20 protein-coding genes and 1 tRNA gene are annotated in these 17152 nt (G+C 63.6%); 12 read left to right on the forward strand and 9 right to left on the reverse strand.

Annotation, left to right across the window (positions count from 1 at the left end; all coding sequences use genetic code 11):
- Positions 1 to 24: 24 nt before the first annotated feature.
- Both ACZYSP_RS29930 and ACZYSP_RS29935 read right to left on the reverse strand, forming a co-directional pair.
- Positions 25 to 468: an SWIB/MDM2 domain-containing protein gene (locus ACZYSP_RS29930; RefSeq protein ID WP_093081677.1), complete on the reverse strand. Its 444-nt coding sequence runs from the start codon at positions 466 to 468 to the stop codon at positions 25 to 27.
- A gap of 155 nt (positions 469 to 623) precedes the next feature.
- Positions 624 to 1547: a DMT family transporter gene (locus ACZYSP_RS29935; RefSeq protein WP_093081674.1), complete on the reverse strand. Its 924-nt coding sequence runs from the start codon at positions 1545 to 1547 to the stop codon at positions 624 to 626.
- Positions 1548 to 1585: 38 nt separating this feature from the next.
- Between ACZYSP_RS29935 and ACZYSP_RS29940 the strand changes: the two genes are divergently transcribed.
- Together ACZYSP_RS29940 and aceA are read left to right on the forward strand one after the other, a co-directional pair.
- Positions 1586 to 1999 (forward strand): gamma-glutamylcyclotransferase family protein, encoded by a 414-nt coding sequence (locus tag ACZYSP_RS29940; RefSeq protein ID WP_093081672.1) that lies wholly within the window; start codon positions 1586 to 1588, stop codon positions 1997 to 1999.
- A 205-nt stretch (positions 2000 to 2204) separates the two neighbouring features.
- Positions 2205 to 3536: an isocitrate lyase gene (gene aceA, locus ACZYSP_RS29945; protein ID WP_093053080.1), complete on the forward strand. Its 1332-nt coding sequence runs from the start codon at positions 2205 to 2207 to the stop codon at positions 3534 to 3536.
- Positions 3537 to 3637: 101 nt separating this feature from the next.
- Here aceA and ACZYSP_RS29950 read toward each other — a convergent pair whose 3' ends face one another.
- Positions 3638 to 4600, reverse strand: a complete 963-nt coding sequence (locus tag ACZYSP_RS29950) for a GlxA family transcriptional regulator (protein WP_093081712.1) — start codon at positions 4598 to 4600, stop codon at positions 3638 to 3640.
- A 115-nt stretch (positions 4601 to 4715) separates the two neighbouring features.
- Here ACZYSP_RS29950 and ACZYSP_RS29955 point away from each other — a divergent pair, with 115 nt between their 5' ends.
- From ACZYSP_RS29955 to ACZYSP_RS30000, 10 genes are all read left to right on the forward strand, one after another.
- Positions 4716 to 5027: a putative quinol monooxygenase gene (locus ACZYSP_RS29955; RefSeq protein ID WP_093081669.1), complete on the forward strand. Its 312-nt coding sequence runs from the start codon at positions 4716 to 4718 to the stop codon at positions 5025 to 5027.
- Positions 5028 to 5245: 218 nt separating this feature from the next.
- Positions 5246 to 7153, forward strand: a complete 1908-nt coding sequence (gene thrS, locus ACZYSP_RS29960; protein WP_093081667.1) for a threonine--tRNA ligase — start codon at positions 5246 to 5248, stop codon at positions 7151 to 7153.
- 101 nt (positions 7154 to 7254) lie between these two features.
- The gene (infC, locus tag ACZYSP_RS29965; protein ID WP_093081664.1) at positions 7255 to 7881 is read left to right on the forward strand and encodes a translation initiation factor IF-3; all 627 of its coding nucleotides are present in this window, start codon (positions 7255 to 7257) and stop codon (positions 7879 to 7881) included.
- Between the two features lie 162 nt (positions 7882 to 8043).
- Positions 8044 to 8247 (forward strand): 50S ribosomal protein L35, encoded by a 204-nt coding sequence (gene rpmI, locus ACZYSP_RS29970; RefSeq protein WP_007832497.1) that lies wholly within the window; start codon positions 8044 to 8046, stop codon positions 8245 to 8247.
- 24 nt (positions 8248 to 8271) lie between these two features.
- Positions 8272 to 8631, forward strand: a complete 360-nt coding sequence (gene rplT / locus ACZYSP_RS29975) for a 50S ribosomal protein L20 (RefSeq protein ID WP_007832499.1) — start codon at positions 8272 to 8274, stop codon at positions 8629 to 8631.
- Positions 8632 to 8743: 112 nt separating this feature from the next.
- The gene (gene pheS / locus ACZYSP_RS29980; RefSeq protein WP_093053069.1) at positions 8744 to 9820 is read left to right on the forward strand and encodes a phenylalanine--tRNA ligase subunit alpha; all 1077 of its coding nucleotides are present in this window, start codon (positions 8744 to 8746) and stop codon (positions 9818 to 9820) included.
- 38 nt (positions 9821 to 9858) lie between these two features.
- Complete coding sequence (gene pheT, locus ACZYSP_RS29985; RefSeq protein WP_093081662.1) at positions 9859 to 12300, forward strand: phenylalanine--tRNA ligase subunit beta; 2442 nt, start codon at positions 9859 to 9861, stop codon at positions 12298 to 12300.
- A 5-nt stretch (positions 12301 to 12305) separates the two neighbouring features.
- Positions 12306 to 12677 (forward strand): integration host factor subunit alpha, encoded by a 372-nt coding sequence (locus ACZYSP_RS29990; RefSeq protein ID WP_093081659.1) that lies wholly within the window; start codon positions 12306 to 12308, stop codon positions 12675 to 12677.
- A 64-nt stretch (positions 12678 to 12741) separates the two neighbouring features.
- Positions 12742 to 13200 (forward strand): MerR family transcriptional regulator, encoded by a 459-nt coding sequence (locus ACZYSP_RS29995; RefSeq protein ID WP_093081657.1) that lies wholly within the window; start codon positions 12742 to 12744, stop codon positions 13198 to 13200.
- Positions 13201 to 13226: 26 nt separating this feature from the next.
- Positions 13227 to 13303: transfer RNA gene (locus tag ACZYSP_RS30000), tRNA-Pro, on the forward strand.
- A 278-nt stretch (positions 13304 to 13581) separates the two neighbouring features.
- Here the strand turns inward: ACZYSP_RS30000 and ACZYSP_RS30005 are convergent.
- From ACZYSP_RS30005 to ACZYSP_RS30030, 6 genes are all read right to left on the reverse strand, one after another.
- Positions 13582 to 14721, reverse strand: a complete 1140-nt coding sequence (locus ACZYSP_RS30005; RefSeq protein WP_489018103.1) for a DUF72 domain-containing protein — start codon at positions 14719 to 14721, stop codon at positions 13582 to 13584.
- Positions 14722 to 14755: 34 nt separating this feature from the next.
- Positions 14756 to 15526, reverse strand: coding sequence for a DNA adenine methylase (locus ACZYSP_RS30010; RefSeq protein WP_489018105.1), 771 nt, complete (start codon positions 15524 to 15526; stop codon positions 14756 to 14758).
- Positions 15471 to 15704 (reverse strand): Com family DNA-binding transcriptional regulator, encoded by a 234-nt coding sequence (locus ACZYSP_RS30015; protein ID WP_489018107.1) that lies wholly within the window; start codon positions 15702 to 15704, stop codon positions 15471 to 15473. The genes ACZYSP_RS30010 and ACZYSP_RS30015 overlap by 56 nt, the downstream gene beginning before the upstream one ends.
- Positions 15705 to 15837: 133 nt before the next feature.
- Positions 15838 to 16413 carry a hypothetical protein gene (locus ACZYSP_RS30020; RefSeq protein WP_489018109.1) on the reverse strand — a complete coding sequence of 192 codons (576 nt, stop codon included), beginning with the start codon at positions 16411 to 16413 and terminating at the stop codon, positions 15838 to 15840.
- Position 16414: 1 nt separating this feature from the next.
- The gene (locus ACZYSP_RS30025) at positions 16415 to 16786 is read right to left on the reverse strand and encodes a hypothetical protein (RefSeq protein ID WP_489018111.1); all 372 of its coding nucleotides are present in this window, start codon (positions 16784 to 16786) and stop codon (positions 16415 to 16417) included.
- A 131-nt stretch (positions 16787 to 16917) separates the two neighbouring features.
- Positions 16918 to 17152: hypothetical protein (locus ACZYSP_RS30030; RefSeq protein WP_489018113.1), on the reverse strand; the 235-nt coding region annotated here is incomplete at its 5' end.

Here is a 17152-nt window from a genome sequence, read left to right on the forward strand (position 1 = left end):
CAGGAGCGCGAGGCCCCTGAGCGCTTACTTGACGTGCTTGCCGATCAGCGCGGCCAGTTCGAACATCGACACTTGGGCCTTGCCGAAGATTTCCTTCAGCTTGGCGTCGGCGTTGATGTTGCGCTTGTTGGCCTTGTCTTGAAGGTTGTTCTTCTTGATGTAGTCCCACAGCTTGCTCACGACAGCGGTACGCGGTAGCGGCGTCGAGCCGACCACAGCGGCGAGTGCCGGGCTGGGGGTCAGGGCCTTCATGAACGCGGCGTTGGGCGTGCGCTTCTTGGCGGGAGCAGCCTTCTTTGCGGGAGCGGCCTTCTTGGCAGGAGCCTTCTTCGCCGGAGCAGCCTTCTTAGCAGGAGCAGCAGCCTTCTTGGCCGGTGCAGCCTTCTTCGCAGGAGCCGCCGCCTTCTTTGCGGGAGCGGCCTTCTTTGCCGGAGCTTTCTTGGCCGGAGCCTTCTTTGCAGTTGCCATGGTTGATTTCCTTTTTTGGTTGAACACTCACCAATGAAAAACTTGCGTCTCCAGTGGCAATGCGGATGCTAAAGGAGAAAAAACGCGTTTCCAAGGGAAAAAGCGCTTTTTTCATTGGGAGTTGTTGTTTTTTCAGAGGGGAGAAGCCCTGTTTTTCACGTTCGGCGCCCAGGCCATGTCGCAAGCACCACACCCGCGAGGGCAATGACGAACGCAACCAGCTGTGGCGAAGAGAGGTTTTCACCCAGCACGAGCACGCCGACGAGGGCTGCGCTCACGGGCAGCATCACGGCGAAGACACCCGCTTGTGCGGCTGGTACGTGGCGAAGTCCGGTCATCCAGAGCCACACCGTCCAGATGCTTGCAGCGAGCGCATAGACCACGAGCAGCGCCCAAGTGCCGAAGCGCACCGCGGTGAAATCGAACTGCAGCGCGAACCAGATGCCGAAGGGCAGCGAGAGCACGAAGCCCCACAGGTTGATGAGCGAGGCGATGCGCTTGGGCCCCAGGCGCCCCGTGAGCGACTTGCCGATCACCGCATAGGCCGTCTCGCAGAGCACCGCGCAGAACACCAGCAGGTTGCCGAGCCAGGGCATCGATGCCGACGAAGCAGAGGGCGATGCCGGTGCGTGCGCAGGCGAAAGTGCCAGCAGACCGATGCCGAGCGCGGCGCAGGCGATGGCCAGGCCGATGCGCACGGTGATGCGCTCGCGCAGGAACAGCCAGCTCGCCACGGCCACGCACGCGGGGATCGACGCCATGATCACGCCTGCCGACACCGCGCTCGTGAGGCTCACGCCGAACAGCATGCAGATCGAGAACATGAAGTTGCCGAGGAACGACTCGAGGAACACCAGCCAACGCGTGCGCGCGGTCATCGGCGGTTCGTCGGGTGTGCGCTTGAGCCAATGCGGCATGGCCAGTGCGGCGATGCCGAAGCGCAGCCATGCGAGCAGCAGCACCGGAAAGGCGGCGACAAGGGGCTTGGAGAGGGCGACGTAGCCGCCGACGAGCGACATGCTCAGGGCCAGGCAGCCGTAGGCCACGAGGCGGCCTGATGCGGGAGCAGCGGAGTTCAATAGACTGAAGTTCTGTAGTTGCGGAGAAGGCGGTTTCGATGATGCCCCACGTTTTTGTTTACGGCACGCTGCGCCGCGGCGGGCGCAACGACATCGCGCGATATCGGCCCGCGCCGGTGTGGGTAGGTGAGGCGAGCATTTCCGGCACGCTGTATGACCTGGGCGCCTATCCGGGTGTCGTGCTGGGTGGGGTGGGACGCGTGAAGGGCGAGGTCTATGTCGTCGAGCCCGCGGTCGAGGCAGCACTCGACGTGCTCGAGGAAGTGGCTGACGATGACTCAGGCGAGTACATCAAGCGGCAGGTGCGCGTGGATGTTGGCGGGCAGTGGCTCGATTGCCTGGTCTACGAGATCCATCCGGCGCGCATCGTGGGCCGCCGCGTGATCGAAAGCGGGGATTGGATCGCGCATGCGGTGCGAAGCGGTGCCTCGTTTTCACAACCGAAAGATTGATTGCGCATTGCGAAATAGACGGCTGCTGCGCCGCAATATTTTTCTCAATATGAGAAAAATAATTTTACATTGAGAAATATATCTGTAAGTAGTTGATTTTATTGATTGAAAAATATGTCTTCTATAAGACATAAGAGTCTGCAGTCCGATTACAGTAACTCCACGGCCGCAGCGCCCAACCTTCAATCAACCTCACGGAGTGACCATGCCCCAGACCCTCACAGAACAACTCAGCCGCGAACAGCAGATTGCCGCCCTCGAAAAGGAATGGGCCACCGATCCGCGCTGGAAGGGCGTCAAGCGTGGCTACAGCGCGGCCGACGTGGTGCGCCTGCGCGGTTCGTTCCCCATCGAGCACACGCTGGCCAAGCGCGGCGCAGAGAAGCTCTGGGACAAGATCAACGGCGGCTCCAAGAAGGGCTACGTGAACGCGTTCGGCGCCATCTCCGCCGGTCAGGCGATGCAACAGGCCAAGGCTGGCCTGGAAGCCGTGTACCTGTCGGGCTGGCAAGTCGCCGCCGACGGCAACAGCTCCGAGACGATGTACCCCGACCAGTCGCTGTACGCCTACGACTCGGTGCCGACGATGGTCCGTCGCATCAACAATACCTTCCGCCGCGCCGATGAAATCCAGTGGGGCCGCGGTGTCAACCCGGGCGACAAGGAGTTCATCGACTACTTCCTCCCCATCGTGGCCGACGCGGAAGCCGGTTTCGGCGGCGTGCTCAACGCCTTCGAACTGATGAAGAACATGATCACGGCCGGCGCAGCTGGCGTGCACTTCGAAGATCAACTGGCTGCCGTGAAGAAGTGCGGCCACATGGGCGGCAAGGTGCTCGTGCCGACGCATGAAGCCTGCGAGAAGCTGATCGCCGCGCGCTTCGCAGCCGACGTTCTGGGTGTGTCGACCATCGTCCTGGCCCGCACCGACGCGGAAGCCGCGAACCTGATCACCTCCGATCACGACGCCAACGACAAGCCCTTCCTGACGGGCGAGCGCACGCAGGAAGGCTTCTACCGCGTGAAGAACGGCCTGGAGCAGGCCATCAGCCGCGGCGTGGCCTACGCGCCCTACGCAGACCTCGTGTGGTGCGAAACCGGCGTGCCGGACATCGGCTTCGCCCGCGAATTCGCACAAGCCGTGCACGCCGCCTGCCCCGGCAAGCTGCTGTCGTACAACTGCTCGCCTTCCTTCAACTGGAAGAAGAACCTCGACGACAAGCAGATCGCCTCGTTCCAGGAAGACCTGTCGGCCCTGGGCTACAAGTACCAGTTCATCACGCTGGCCGGCATCCACGTCAACTGGTTCAACACCTTCCAGTTCGCCCACGCCTACGCTCGCGGCGAAGGCATGAAGCACTACGTCAACATGGTGCAGGAACCCGAGTTCGCCGCGCGCGACAAGGGCTACACCTTCGTGTCGCACCAGCAGGAAGTTGGCGCCGGTTACTTCGACGACGTGACCACCGTGATCCAGGGCGGTTCGTCCAGCGTGAAGGCGCTGTCGGGCTCGACCGAGGAAGAGCAGTTCCACTGATCGGGTGATCGATCCTCGCGGGTCGGTCTTTCGACAGGCAGATATTTCGCTGTCACTTTCAGCCCGGCCGCGCGCCGGGCTTTTTTGCGTCCGTTGCGTGCTCAGGCTTCGAGGCGCACCTCGCGCACGCCGCGGCCCAGGCGCTGGCGCAGCAGGGTGCGCAGCGTGACGCCGTCGGCGTAGCCCACCATGCCGGCGATCTGCTCCAGGCTCTTGTCGCTGGTCTTGAGCAGGTGCACCGCGCGCTCCACGCGCAGGTCCTGCACGTAGGAGAGGGGGCTCTTGCCCAGCACCTGCTGCATGCGGCGGGCCAGCGTGCGCTTGCTGGTGCCCGCGGCCTGTGCGGCCTCGTCGAGCGAGAAGCCGTCGGCCAGCCGGCCGCGCGCCCAGCGCTCGAAGCGCTCCACCAGTGGGTCGGAATGCGAGAGGTGGTCGGAGATCACGTAGGCCGACTGCGATGGTCGCGAATCGACGATCAGGTAGCGCGCGACCAGCGTGGCGAGTTCGGGGCTGGCCTGGCGCACGATCCACAGCGCCATGTCGACATGGCTCAGTGCTGCGCCGGCCGTGACCAGATTGCCGGAGCTGACCAGCATGCGTGAGTCTTCCAGTTGCACGGCAGGGTAGCGCTGGCGGAACAGCGTGGCCAGCCACCAGGTCGTGGTTGCCTTCTGGTGATCGAGCACGCCCGATTCCGCGAGCACGAAGGTGCCGATGCAGGCGGCGGCCAGATTGGCGCTTTTGCTTGCGCGCTCCCGAATTGCGGCGCAGGCGTCGCGCACGTCGGGGCGACACAAGGCGGGTTCCAGTGTTTCGGGCATCTTGCAGCCCAGCGCTGGAACGATCAGCCAATCCGCGGACCCGGCGTCGAGCGCGCGAGCCACCGGAACGGTGAGCCCCTGCGAGGTTCTCACCCGCTTGCGAACGCCCGTCACCGTGACTTCGAACGGCGCCACGTCGAGCTGCAGCATGGCAGCGAGTTCGTTGGCAGTGGTGAACACGTCGAGCACCGTGGACAGGCCGGTGTCGAACACGCCATCGAGAGCGAGTACATCGAGCTTCATGGCCATAACGATATCAAAGATGTCAAAAACGCCAATAGCTCCAGAGACAACGCCTGCCTAGAGTCCATACCAACGCCGCGCAATGTCGCGCGCCGTTCAACTCAGGAGATCACCCATGATCAAGTACGCACTGTTCGCTCGCCTCGAAGCCAAGCCGGGCAAGGAAGGCGATGTAGAGAAGTTCCTCGAAGCCGGCCTTGCGATGGCGCGCGACGAGAAGACCACGCCGATCTGGTTTGCGCTGCGCCTGTCGCCGAGCACCTTCGGCGTGTTCGACGCGTTCGAAGACGAAGCCGGTCGCCAGGCTCATTTGACCGGCCCGATCGCCCAGGCGCTGATGGCGAAGGCTCCCGAGCTGTTCGCCAAGCCGCCGTCTATCGAACCCATTGAAGTGCTGGGACTCAAGAACGCGGCGCCCGCGTCCTGAACGGGCAGCGGCTAGAATTGCGGACTCTGCACTCAACAAGAGCGAGAAAGGCACCTTGGTTATGACACCGCGAACTACTCCGCAAGGATTCAGCGGCTTTTTCTTCACTGAAGGAAAAGGCCGGTAGCCCGCGCTCGCTGGTTTCTGCCAGCTCTACAACCAAGCAAAGCGCGGCATCCACCGCGCTTTTTTGTTTTTCTCCCCGAGGTTTTCTTCAAATGATCCAGATCACGCTCCCCGACAACTCGCGCCGCGAGTTCCCCGGCCCGGTTTCGGTGGCCGAAGTCGCCCAGTCCATCGGTCCCGGCCTGGCCAAGATGACGGTGGCCGGCAAGGTCGACGGCAGGCTCGTCGATGCCAGCGACGTCATCGACCATGACGCCAAGCTGCAGATCATCACGCCCAAGGACGACGAAGGCCTGGAAATCATCCGCCATTCGACGGCCCACCTGGTCGGCCACGCGGTGAAGCAGCTCTATCCGACGGCCAAGATGGTGATCGGGCCCGTGATCGACGAGGGCTTCTATTACGACATTTCGTACGAACGCCCGTTCACGCCCGAGGACATGGCCGCCATCGAGGCGCGCATGCGCGAGCTGATCGCGCAGGACTACGACGTGATCAAGAAGATGACGCCGCGCGCCGAAGTCATCGAAGTCTTCAAGTCGCGCGGCGAGGACTACAAGCTGCGCCTCGTCGAGGACATGCCCGACGAGCAGGCCATGGGCCTGTACTACCACCAGGAATACGTCGACATGTGCCGCGGCCCGCACGTGCCGAACACGCGTTTCCTGAAGGTCTTCAAGCTCACGAAGCTGGCCGGCGCCTACTGGCGTGGCGACGCCAAGAACGAACAACTGCAGCGCATCTACGGCACGGCCTGGGCCGACAAGAAGCAGCTCGACCAGTACATCCAGCGCATCGAGGAAGCCGAGAAGCGCGACCACCGCAAGCTCGGCAAGGAGCTTGACCTGTTCCACATCGACGAAGTGGCGCCGGGCGTGGTGTTCTGGCACCCCAAGGGCTGGGCTGTGTGGCAGGCCGTCGAACAGTACATGCGCGGCATCTACCGCGACACGGGCTATTGGGAAGTGAAGGGCCCGCAGATCCTCGACAAGAGCCTGTGGGAGAAAACGGGCCACTGGCAGAACTATCGCGACAACATGTTCACGACGGAGTCGGAGAAGCGCGAATATGCGCTCAAGCCGATGAACTGCCCGGGCCACGTGCTGATCTTCAAGAGCGACCTGCGCAGCTACCGCGACCTGCCGCTGCGCTACGGCGAGTTCGGCCAGTGCCACCGCAACGAACCCAGCGGTGCGCTGCACGGCATCATGCGCGTGCGCGGCTTCACGCAGGACGACGGGCACATCTTCTGCACGGAGGACCAGATCCTCGACGAGTGCATCGCGTACACGGAGCAGCTGCAGAAGGTCTATGCCGACTTCGGCTTCACGGACATCCTCTACAAGGTCGCCACGCGGCCCGAGAACCGCGTCGGCTCCGACGAGCTGTGGGACAAGGCCGAGCACGCGGTGATGGAATCGCTGCGCCGCTCGGGCGTCGACTTCGTCATTGCACCGGGCGATGGCGCCTTCTACGGCCCCAAGATCGAATACACGCTGCGCGATGCCATCGGCCGCCAGTGGCAGTGCGGCACGATGCAGGTCGACTTCAACACGGCCGAGCGCCTGGGCGGCGAATACGTGACGGAATCGAGCGGCCGCGCGCACCCTGTGATGCTGCACCGCGCGATCGTCGGCAGCCTCGAGCGCTTCATCGGCATGCTGATCGAACACCACTCGGGCGCGCTGCCCGCATGGCTCGCTCCGGTGCAGGTGGCGGTGCTCAATATCAGTGAAGGACAGGCCGATTACGCCGCGCAAGTTGCGAAAGCGCTGCAAAATCAAGGGCTTAGGGTTCAGCTTGACCTGCACAACGAGAAGATTACGTATAAAATACGGAAGCATTCGTTGCAAAAGCTCCCTTATATCGTTGTCGTAGGCGACAAGGAAAAGGAAGCAGGTGCCGTCGCAGTGCGCGCCCGGGGCAATCAAGACCTCGGTGCAATGTCCCTCGAATCGTTCGTGCAACGGCTCGTCCAGGATATTGCCGACAAGCGTTGATTTGTCTTCGGAACACCCCATATGTTTCAAAGCCAAATCATGCCGTTTGTCCGCGAGGACTGACCGGTGTTCGCTACAGATTTTGTAGCAAATTTTGAAGGATTCTGACCATCGCTACTGCATTCCGCGACCGCCGCCACCGCGAGGAACGCCAACACCGCCTGAACCGGGAAATCATGGCCCCGGAAGTCCGCCTGATCGGCCCGGATAACGAGCAATTGGGTGTCGTGAGTCTTGCCGAGGCTCTGCGCCTTGCCGGTGAGCAGGACGTGGACCTAGTGGAGGTCGTTGCGGCGGCCAACCCGCCCGTGTGCCGCCTGATCGAGTACGGCAAGTTCAAGTACCACGAGCAGAAGAAGGCAGCCGAGGCGAAGTCGAAGCAGAAGGTCATCGAGGTCAAGGAAATCAAGTTCCGGCCCGGTACCGACGATGGCGACTACAACATCAAGATGCGCAACATCAAGCGCTTTCTTGATGAGGGCGACAAATGCAAGATCACGCTGCGCTTCCGCGGCCGCGAGATCACGCACCAGGAGCTCGGTCTGGCTTTGCTGCAGCGTATTCGCGACGAACTGGGTGACCTGATCATGGTCGAGCAGTTTCCGAAGCTCGAAGGCCGGCAGATGATCATGATGATCGCGCCGGGTCGCAAGAAGGCTGGTGGCGCTGCGCCGAAGCCGGCTGCAGATGCCGCTGCCGCGCCGGCAGCGTCGCCCGCAACAGCCTGAGCGTCAGGGTTGCAGTAGAGAAGAGAAGGTTCGAAGGGATTTCGCCCTTGCCAGCGCCTCGCAAGAGATGCCGGCAGGGGCGGGATAAAGAAGTGTCTCGGGGCCAACAAGTCTGTGGAGCATCCATGGCGCCTCACGAGCACAAACTAAAGGAGCATTCACATGCCCAAAATGAAGACCAAGAGCAGCGCGAAAAAACGTTTCCGCGTTCGTCCCGGTGGCACCGTCAAGCGCGGTCAAGCCTTCAAGCGTCACATCTTGACGAAGAAGACCACCAAGAACAAGCGTCACCTGCGTGGTGCAGTCGCAGTGCATGAGACCAACATGGTTTCTGTCGCCGCCATGCTGCCCGGCCGTGGCATTTAACTCAGACGAACAAGGAGTACACACATGCCTCGCGTCAAACGTGGTGTAACGGCTCGCGCCCGCCACAAGAAAGTTCTCGCACTCGCCAAGGGTTTCCGCGGTCGCCGCGGCAATGTCTTCCGCGTCGCCAAACAGGCGGTGATGAAGGCAGGCCAATACGCCTACCGTGACCGCCGTACCAAGAAGCGCGTGTTCCGTCAGCTGTGGATCGCGCGTATCAACGCCGCCTCGCGTGAACTGGGCCTGACCTACAGCCAGTTCGCCAACGGCATCCGCAAGGCCGGTATCGAGATCGACCGCAAGATGCTTGCGGACATCGCCGTGCACGACAAGGCCGCTTTTGCCGGCATCGTGGAGCAGGTCAAGGCCAAGCTGGCTGCTTGATTCTGCACAGCAGGGGTGCTGCCTCCGGGCAGCGTCCTGCGCCCACGGCTCAAGGGCTGGCGCTTGAAAAGGCTCCAGCTCTTTTTTATTTCCCCTCGAAGATTTTGTTGCTATGAACGAGTTGGACTCCCTGGTCGACACCGCACGCGCCGCTTTCGCCGAAGCGAAAACGCCCGCCGAGCTCGAAAACGCCAAGGCCCAGTTCCTCGGCAAGTCGGGCCGCATCACCGAGCTGATGAAGGGCATGGCTGCGCTGAGTGTCGAAGAGAAGAAGTCCCGCGGCGCCGCGATCAACGTCGCCAAGCAGGCCATCGAGGCCGCGTTGACCGACCGCCGCCAGCAACTGGCCGACGAAGAGCTCTCGCTACAACTGCGCGCCGAAGCGCTCGATGTGAGCCTGCCCGGCCGTCGCCGTATTCCCGGCGGACTGCACCCCGTGAGCCGCACCCTTGAGCGCATCGAGGAAATCTTCTCGAGCATGGGCTTCGACGTGGCCGACGGCCCCGAAGTCGAGAGCGACTGGCACAGCTTCACCTCGCTGAACAACCCACCGAACCATCCGGCGCGTTCGATGCAGGACACCTTCTACGTCGACATCAACGGCGACGACGGCATTCCCTACAACCTGCGTCCGCACACCAGCCCGATGCAGGTGCGCTACGCGCATCAGCACATCAAGAAGTACGCCGCCGAGTTCGCAGCCGCTGCGGCCGACACTACCGGCACCGTGAAGGCGCCCGAGATCCGCGTGATCGCCCCGGGCCGTACCTACCGCGTCGACAGCGACGCCACCCACTCGCCCATGTTCCACCAGTGCGAAGGCCTGTGGCTCGGCGAGAACGTGAGCTTCAAGGACCTGAAGGTCGTCTTCACCGACTTCTGCCGCACCTTCTTCGAGCGCGACGACCTCGTGCTGCGCTTCCGCCCGAGCTTCTTCCCGTTCACCGAACCGAGCGCCGAGATCGACATCCAGTTCGCGAGCGGGCCGCTGGCCGGCCGCTGGCTCGAGGTGTCGGGTTCGGGCCAGGTGCATCCGAACGTGGTGCGCAACATGGGCCTCGATCCCGAGCGCTACATCGGCTTCGCTTTCGGCATGGGCCCCGACCGGCTCACGATGCTGCGCTACGGCGTGAACGACCTGCGCCTCTTCTTCGACGGCGACCTGCGTTTTCTCTCGCAGTTCCAGTAAGCACCCCTCCATAGAAAAACCAGATCGAGATCGAAGAGATGCAATTCCCGGAATCCTGGCTGCGCGAGTTCTGCAACCCGCCCCTCGACAGCGCCGCACTGGCCGAAACGCTCACCATGGGTGGCTTCGAGGTCGAAGAGCGCCGACCGGTGGCGCCGCCCTTCACGCGCATCGTGGTCGGCGAAATCAAGGAAGCCGAGCAGCACCCGAATGCCGATCGCCTGCGCGTGTGCCAGGTCGACGCGGGGCAAGGCGCCTTGCTCAATATCGTGTGCGGCGCGCCCAATGCGCGCGTTGGCATCAAGGTGCCTTGCGCACTCGTCGGCGCCGAACTGCCGCCGGGTGAAGACGGCAAGCCCTTCCTCATCAAGCTCGGCAAGCTGCGCGGCGTCGAGAGCCAGGGCATGCTGTGCTCAGCGCGCGAACTGGGTCTGAACGAAGACCACGGCGGCCTGCTCGAGCTCGATGCCGACGCGCCCATCGGCGCCGACGTGCGCGACGTGCTCAAGCTCGACGACGCACTGCTCACGCTCAAGCTCACCCCCAACCTGGCGCACGGCCTCAGCGTCTACGGCGTGGCGCGCGAACTCGCCGCGCTCACTGGTGTGCCACTCAAGACCCCTGCCATCGCGCCGGTGGCGACGTCGTTCGCCGACGTGCTGCCGGTCAAGGTCGAGGCTCCCGAACTCTGCGGCCGCTTCTCGGGCCGCATCGTGCGCGGCGTCAACACCAAGGTCGTCACACCGGCATGGATGGTCGAACGCCTTGCGCGCTGCGGCCAACGCAGTGTGACGCCGCTGGTCGACATCTCGAACTACGTGATGTTCGAATACGGCCAGCCCAGCCACATCTTCGATCTCGACAAGATCCACGGCGGCCTCACGGTGCGCTGGGGCAAGGCGGGCGAACAGCTCAAGCTGCTCAACGGCACGACCATCACCGTCGACGAGAAGGTCGGCGTGATCGCCGACGACCGCGAAGTCGAATCGCTCGCCGGCATCATGGGCGGCGACGCCACGTCGGTGACCGACGACACGCGCAACATTTACGTCGAGGCCGCTTTCTGGTGGCCCGAGGCGGTGCAGGGCCGTTCGCGCCGCTTCAACTTTTCGACCGATGCGGGCCACCGCTACGAGCGCGGCGTCGATCCGAGCCGCACCGTGCAGATCATCGAGCGCATCACGCAGCTGATCGTCGAGATCTGCGGCGGCGAGGCCGGCAGGATGGACGACCAGACGCTGAGCGTGCCCGAGGCCGTGCCCGTCACGCTGCGCGTCGAGCGTGCGGCGCGCGTGATCGGCATGCCGCTGACGCAGGCGCAATGCGCCGACGCGCTGAATCGCCTCGGTTTCGCGATCACCGAAGGCGAGGGCACGTTGACCGTGACCCCGCCGCCGCATCGCTTCGACCTGCTGATCGAAGAAGACCTGATCGAGGAAGTCGCGCGCCTCATCGGCTTCAACAACCTGCCGACCACCGCGCCGCTCGCCCCCATCACCGCCCGCGTGCGGCCCGAGGCGCAGCGCAGCCGGTTTGCGGTGCGCCGCAGCGTCGCAGCGCTGGGCTATCAGGAAACGATCAACTTCAGTTTCGTCGAAGCGCATTGGGAGCAAGACCTTGCAGGCAATGCCAACCCGATCAAGCTGCTGAACCCCATCGCCAGCCAGATGAGCGTGATGCGCTCGTCGCTGCTGGGCTCGCTGCTGCAGGTGCTCAAGTTCAACCTCGACCGCAAGGCGCCTCGCGTGCGTGTGTTCGAAGTGGGCCGCGTGTTCATGCGCGACGACAGCGTTGCCACCACCGACAGCACCGTGCGCGGCGTGAACCAGCCGATGCGCGTGGCGGGCCTCGCCTGGGGCGACGCCGACGAGTCGCGCTGGGACGGCAAGCCGCAGCGCGTCGACTTCTACGACGTCAAGGGCGACGTCGAAGCATTGCTCGCGCCGCTGGTGCCCAGCTTCGAGGTGGCCGAGCATCCGGCCCTGCACCCGGGCCGTTCGGCGCGTGTGCTGGTCGACGGCAAGGCCATCGGCTTCGTCGGCGAACTGCATCCGCGCTGGCGCCAGAAGTGGGACTTCGCCCAAGCGCCCGTGTTGTTCGAACTCGACCTTGACGCCGTCACGGCGCGCCCCGTGCCGGTGGCACAGCCGGTGCCCAAGCACCAGGCCGTGGAACGCGACCTTGCCGTGGTGGTGGCTGAAGCCGTCACGCACGATGCACTGGTGCAGGCCATCCGCGCGACGACAGCTGCGCAGGGACTGCTGCGCGACGTGACGCTGTTCGACATCTATCGCCCGCAGCCGCTGCGCGATGGTGTCGTGGCTGCGCCGGGCGCGTTGGCGCAAGGCGAGAAGAGCATGGCGGTCCGCCTCAGTTTCCAGAGCGACAACGCCACCCTGACGGACGAGCAGGTCGAGCCCGCAGTCCGTGCAATCGTCGAACAACTGGACGCCAAGCTCGGCGGCCGCTTGAGGGGATGATGAGAATGAACGCTGCCGAATTCACGCTCGAGGCTCTCGAAACGCCTGCGCTCACCAAGGCGCATCTGGCCGACCTGCTGTTCGAGCAGATCGGCCTGAACAAGCGCGAGTCCAAGGACATGGTCGAGGCGTTCTTCGAGCTCGTGGCCAGCAGTCTCGTCGAAGGCACGGACGTGAAGATCTCGGGCTTCGGCAACTTCCAGATCCGCGTGAAGGCGCCCCGGCCGGGCCGCAACCCGCGCACTGGCGAGGCCATCCCGATCGGCGAGCGCCGCGTGGCCACGTTCCACGCGAGTGCGAAGCTCAAGGAGCAGATTCATGGAAGCATCGAACAGAACGGTGCATCCGAAGTCGAGTGGAGCCTGGGCGCCGAATAGTGCTTGGTGCTGCGCGCCTGCGTAGAGTAATCTCTCAGGTTTCCCGCGCACAGTCTTGATTTCAATGGAGAAAACGCTCCCTCCGATTCCCGTCAAACGCTACTTCACCATTGGTGAGGTCGGCGAACTGTGCGGCGTCAAGCCGCACGTGCTGCGTTATTGGGAGCAGGAGTTCACGCAGCTGCGGCCCATGAAGCGGCGCGGCAACCGTCGCTACTACCAGCACCACGAGGTGCTCATGATCCGCCGCATACGCGATTTGCTCTACGACCAGGGCTTCACGATCAGCGGTGCGCGCAACAAGCTTCAGGAGCTCGTGCAAGGTGAACGCGACCGTCGCAAGGCGGGCGAGGTGCCGCTCGACGGCATGGAGGCCATCGAGATCGACCAGGAAGAATTCGATGCCGCCGTGGTGCAGGATTCGCCCTCGGCGTCTGCCACGCAGACGGTCGACCTGTCGCAGTTGTTGCACCTGCGGCGCGAACTCTTTGAAATTCGTGAGCTGCTGACCCTCGGACGCTGAATTTCAACCGCTATAATCGAGAGCTTCGGTGTGTGGCGCAGCCTGGTAGCGCACTTGCATGGGGTGCAAGGGGTCGAAGGTTCGAATCCTTTCACACCGACCAAAATCAGCAGACAGAACGACGGGTTACGCTCACAAGGTGTAACCCGTTTTTCTTTGATAGAGCCAGCCAGAAATAGACGGCATTAGTTGTAAGCGGCCGCGTGGCGCTGAACTTTCGGACGCATGGGCCTGAACTCGCTTCCTATGCGTCCGATTTGTAACATGCGTCCGCGACTGGAAGGACCACGCCGGCGAATTCGGCCGAGTTACCCACAGGCATCTTTTTGGCCTGAAAAGTAGGCTGAAAGCCATTTTCCCCGCTTCTGGCTCGCACTCAGCCTAGATCGGCTGCGCGAAGACCGCTGCCCAGTAGCTGTGGGCGCTCTTGTGATGCCTGGCCTCCCGCAGCTGAAACGTCACCCGGACCCGCCCGACGCGCTCGGAGTCGATCTCCACCTCGCGGATGGGCGGCTCGCCGCCTGAAGGTTCCGGCAGCTCGCGCGAGGCGGTGGAGAGTTCATCGACCGAGATGCTCGGCAGCACTCCGTTCGGGTGGAAGGGCTTGCTGAGATCCGGCCGCTGGCCGTCGCCATGCTGCACCAGCATCTTCAGCGCGGTCATGCCGTTGCGGACGCCCTTGTCCTCGTCGCAGTTGTTGAAGATCATGTGCGCATTCCGGGCCCTGTAGGCCAGCCGCACCGTCTCGGCGATGATGCCCTTTAGCTCCTCGTCGGAATACTCGTAGGAGAACCTCTCGGCAGGTGAATTCACCTTGGCGTTGTAGGTTTCCGTGTTGCGCCCGTGCAGGCGCACCAGCACGTAGTTGGGGTTCGTGACCTCCCAGATCGGCGGCACGCTGTTGTCGAAGCCTCGCGGGCCGTCGACCACCGTATGCACTGCGCCCAAGGCGCGCAGCATGGCCAGGGTCTCAACCGTCCGCTTCATGCCGTCCCACCAACTGCTGTGCCGGAACTCCACGCTGAATGTGTCCTGCGGCAGCTTCTGGCGGATGGACTCGAGGTGTGCCGTCACGCGGGGCGAGGGCACGACCGAGGGCGGGAACTGGAAGTGGATCAGCCCCAGCTTGCCGTTCAGGCGCAGCGGCTCGAGCGACTGGTAGAAGGCCTCCCATAGCGCATCCTTCACCTCGTCGGCGGTGTCGCGATAGAGCAGCCGCTTCCGACCCGGCAGCAGCTCCTTCACGCCACGCGGCAGCACGTCCACGTCGGTCTGGTGGCCGGTGAAGAAGCGGAAGGCCTTAACGTTGAAGACGAAGCCCTCGGGCGTGCGGGCCGCCCAGTTGTGCGTGTTCGTCTGTGAGGGGATGGCGTAGTAGCTGCTGTCCACCTCGACCAGCGGGAAGATGCTGGCGTAGTAGCGCAGGCGCGCCTCCGGTGTCTTGCAGTCCGGAGGGTAGAAGCGGCCGCATTCGATCAGTGTCTTCTCGGCCCAGGAGGCGTGTCCGACAAGCGTTGGCATCAGCCATTATGGGCAGGGAGTCGAACAGGTGAGGCTAAAAGTTGGTGAGCAACACTTCGCCGACTGGTTGCTTGCTCTTGGGGCTGATGCTGTACCGCGTCTTGACCGCCTCGATACGGAAGCCGGCGAATGTCTCGCGCACGCCGGGTGTGTCGTTCAGACTCAAGATGAACTTGCCCTTCAGGGCGGCCAGAAGGCCCGCCAGGCGTGCGAAGTCGTCGCGGCTGAACACACCCTCGCCATAGTCCTTTTCGTTGCCCCAGTACGGCGGGTCGACGTAGAACAAGGTGCCGGGCTTGTCGAAGCGCTGGATGACCTGGTCGTAGGGCCTGTTCTCTATGAACACGCGCGCCAGACGCGCGTGTGCATCGCTCAACTCCTCTTCGATTCGCAGCAGGTTCAGCCTCGGCCCGGCCGTGGCCGCGATCCCGAAGGTGGGCTTGTGGATCTTGGCCCCGAAGCTGGTCTTGGCCAGGTAGAAGAACCTGGCCGCCCGCTGGATGTCTGTGAGGGCATCCGGGGGCAGCGACAGGAAGGCGTCGAAGTCATCACGAGCCACCAGCATCCAGCGAAACTGCGCCACCAGTTCGGCCAGGTGATGCTTCACGCAGCGATACAGGTTGGTCAGCTCGCGGTTGATGTCGTTGATGATCTCGACTTTGCTTTCTGGTTTTTTAAAGAGCACCCAGGCCGCGCCTGCGAACACCTCGCAGTAGGTCTGGTGAGCGGGCATCCGCTTGACGATCTGGTCAGCGAGGCGGCTCTTGCCGCCCAGCCACGCCAACGGGCTTTTCTGTTGCGCCATCACGTTCCTTGTGGTGTGACGCTCGCTGGCGTGCTGGTGTGGGGCTCGGGCCGCTGCGATCAGCGGCACTGGCTCTCCAGTGGTTCATCGTCCCGCAGCGCGGGCACTTGATCTCAACAATCCTTGCGTCGACCATCGCGAGCTTTCGCCCGCAATGACCGCATCTGACTTCCTGCATTCGGCACCACCTATGATTCGCCCCGCCTAGCTAGGTGGCAGGGTCTTCGGTCGATGCCGTGCTTGCTCACGGCGGAGACGGGTGGAGCGGGTGTTCCCGCACCCAAACCACTCGCCCTGTCTTTTTTCCCTGGCTAACTGGGCCAGCCCGTTGTCGTGTCGTAACCCTCCAGGCCGGGGCGATCATTCGCCGCGAGCAGAGTGGCGATCGCCTCCAAGTGCGCTCGCTCGTTGGAAAAACACAGCTCGCGCTTCGCGATGAAAGCCACGTAGGCAGTCTCCAGATCCGACGCCTCGATGCTGTACCAGATCGGCGGCTGGTCGAGCAGGATATTGATCGAGGTCACACCCAGCGCCGCGTGGTGCAGCGCGATCGGCCCGACTCGCGCGAGATCAGCATCGGTAGGCTTGAAGCGCCGCCCGCCTGCCAGGTCGACGCCATCAGCGATCAACGAGACGCGCTTGCCCGTAACGGCCCAGGTCGCGTACATCGCGACCTCGGAGAGCGGTGGTGGCGGAGCTACGGCGGTCAGCGCACCATCGACGACCCAATAGCCAGTCGGCGTCGCGTTGGGATCGAACTCAGGCGGCAGCGGCTCCGCGAGCTCGATCCGCCCTTGCCAGTTTTCAAGATCTGGGTAGTTGGCGAGGTCGGTGTCCTGCCACTGGATCACCTGCAGATTCGAGAGAAGGTACAGCGCGTATTTCATGTCACCGCTCCAGCGAGAAGAACCCAGGGCCACCAGCTCCACCGGCGCCACCGTTAGCGCCAGCGCCCGAACTTCCGTAGCCGCCGCCACCACCACCGCCGCCGCCGCCGTAGTTGCCGCCAGGTCGACCCGCGACACCAGTGCTGCCAGCGCGTCCGCTACCGCCTCCACCACCGAAAGGCCCACTGGCGCCCACGCCGCCGTTGCCCACGCCGCCGTTTATCCCGCCAGCGCCGTCGTTGCCGTAGGAGCCCAACGGGTCACCGTTGGCAGGCGTGCCGCCCGAAGGGGTACCAGTGCCGGACCACTGGACCCCGCCAGACCCGCCGCCACCTGGTGCGCAGTTGACCAGCGTCGTGCCGCCCAATGTCATGGTCGTTGCGGTCCCATTGCCGCCAGCGCCACCGGGCGCCGAAGGAGTCCCGGCACTTCCTCCAGAGCCCCCAACCGTTGGCACTGTGATCGTGTAGGCCGTACCAGGAACGACTGCAGTGGGCACGCGGATCATCGGAGACCCAACACTCCCGCCCGCCCCACCGCCGCCCACGCCCAGTGAATTCGTTGCACCACCACCACCACCGCCGCCGCCGCCGCTGCCAGTCCCTGAGGCCCAGTGTTAGTGCCGATGCAATCTTGACCAGCTAAACCGCAAAGTGCCAATCCAATATTGACCAGGGTGTTCCACTGACCTGCTGAGAATTTCAGCAGGGATTCAAGGTGATCACCATGGACATGATTG

The organism is Variovorax sp. F042 (assembly GCF_057814215.1).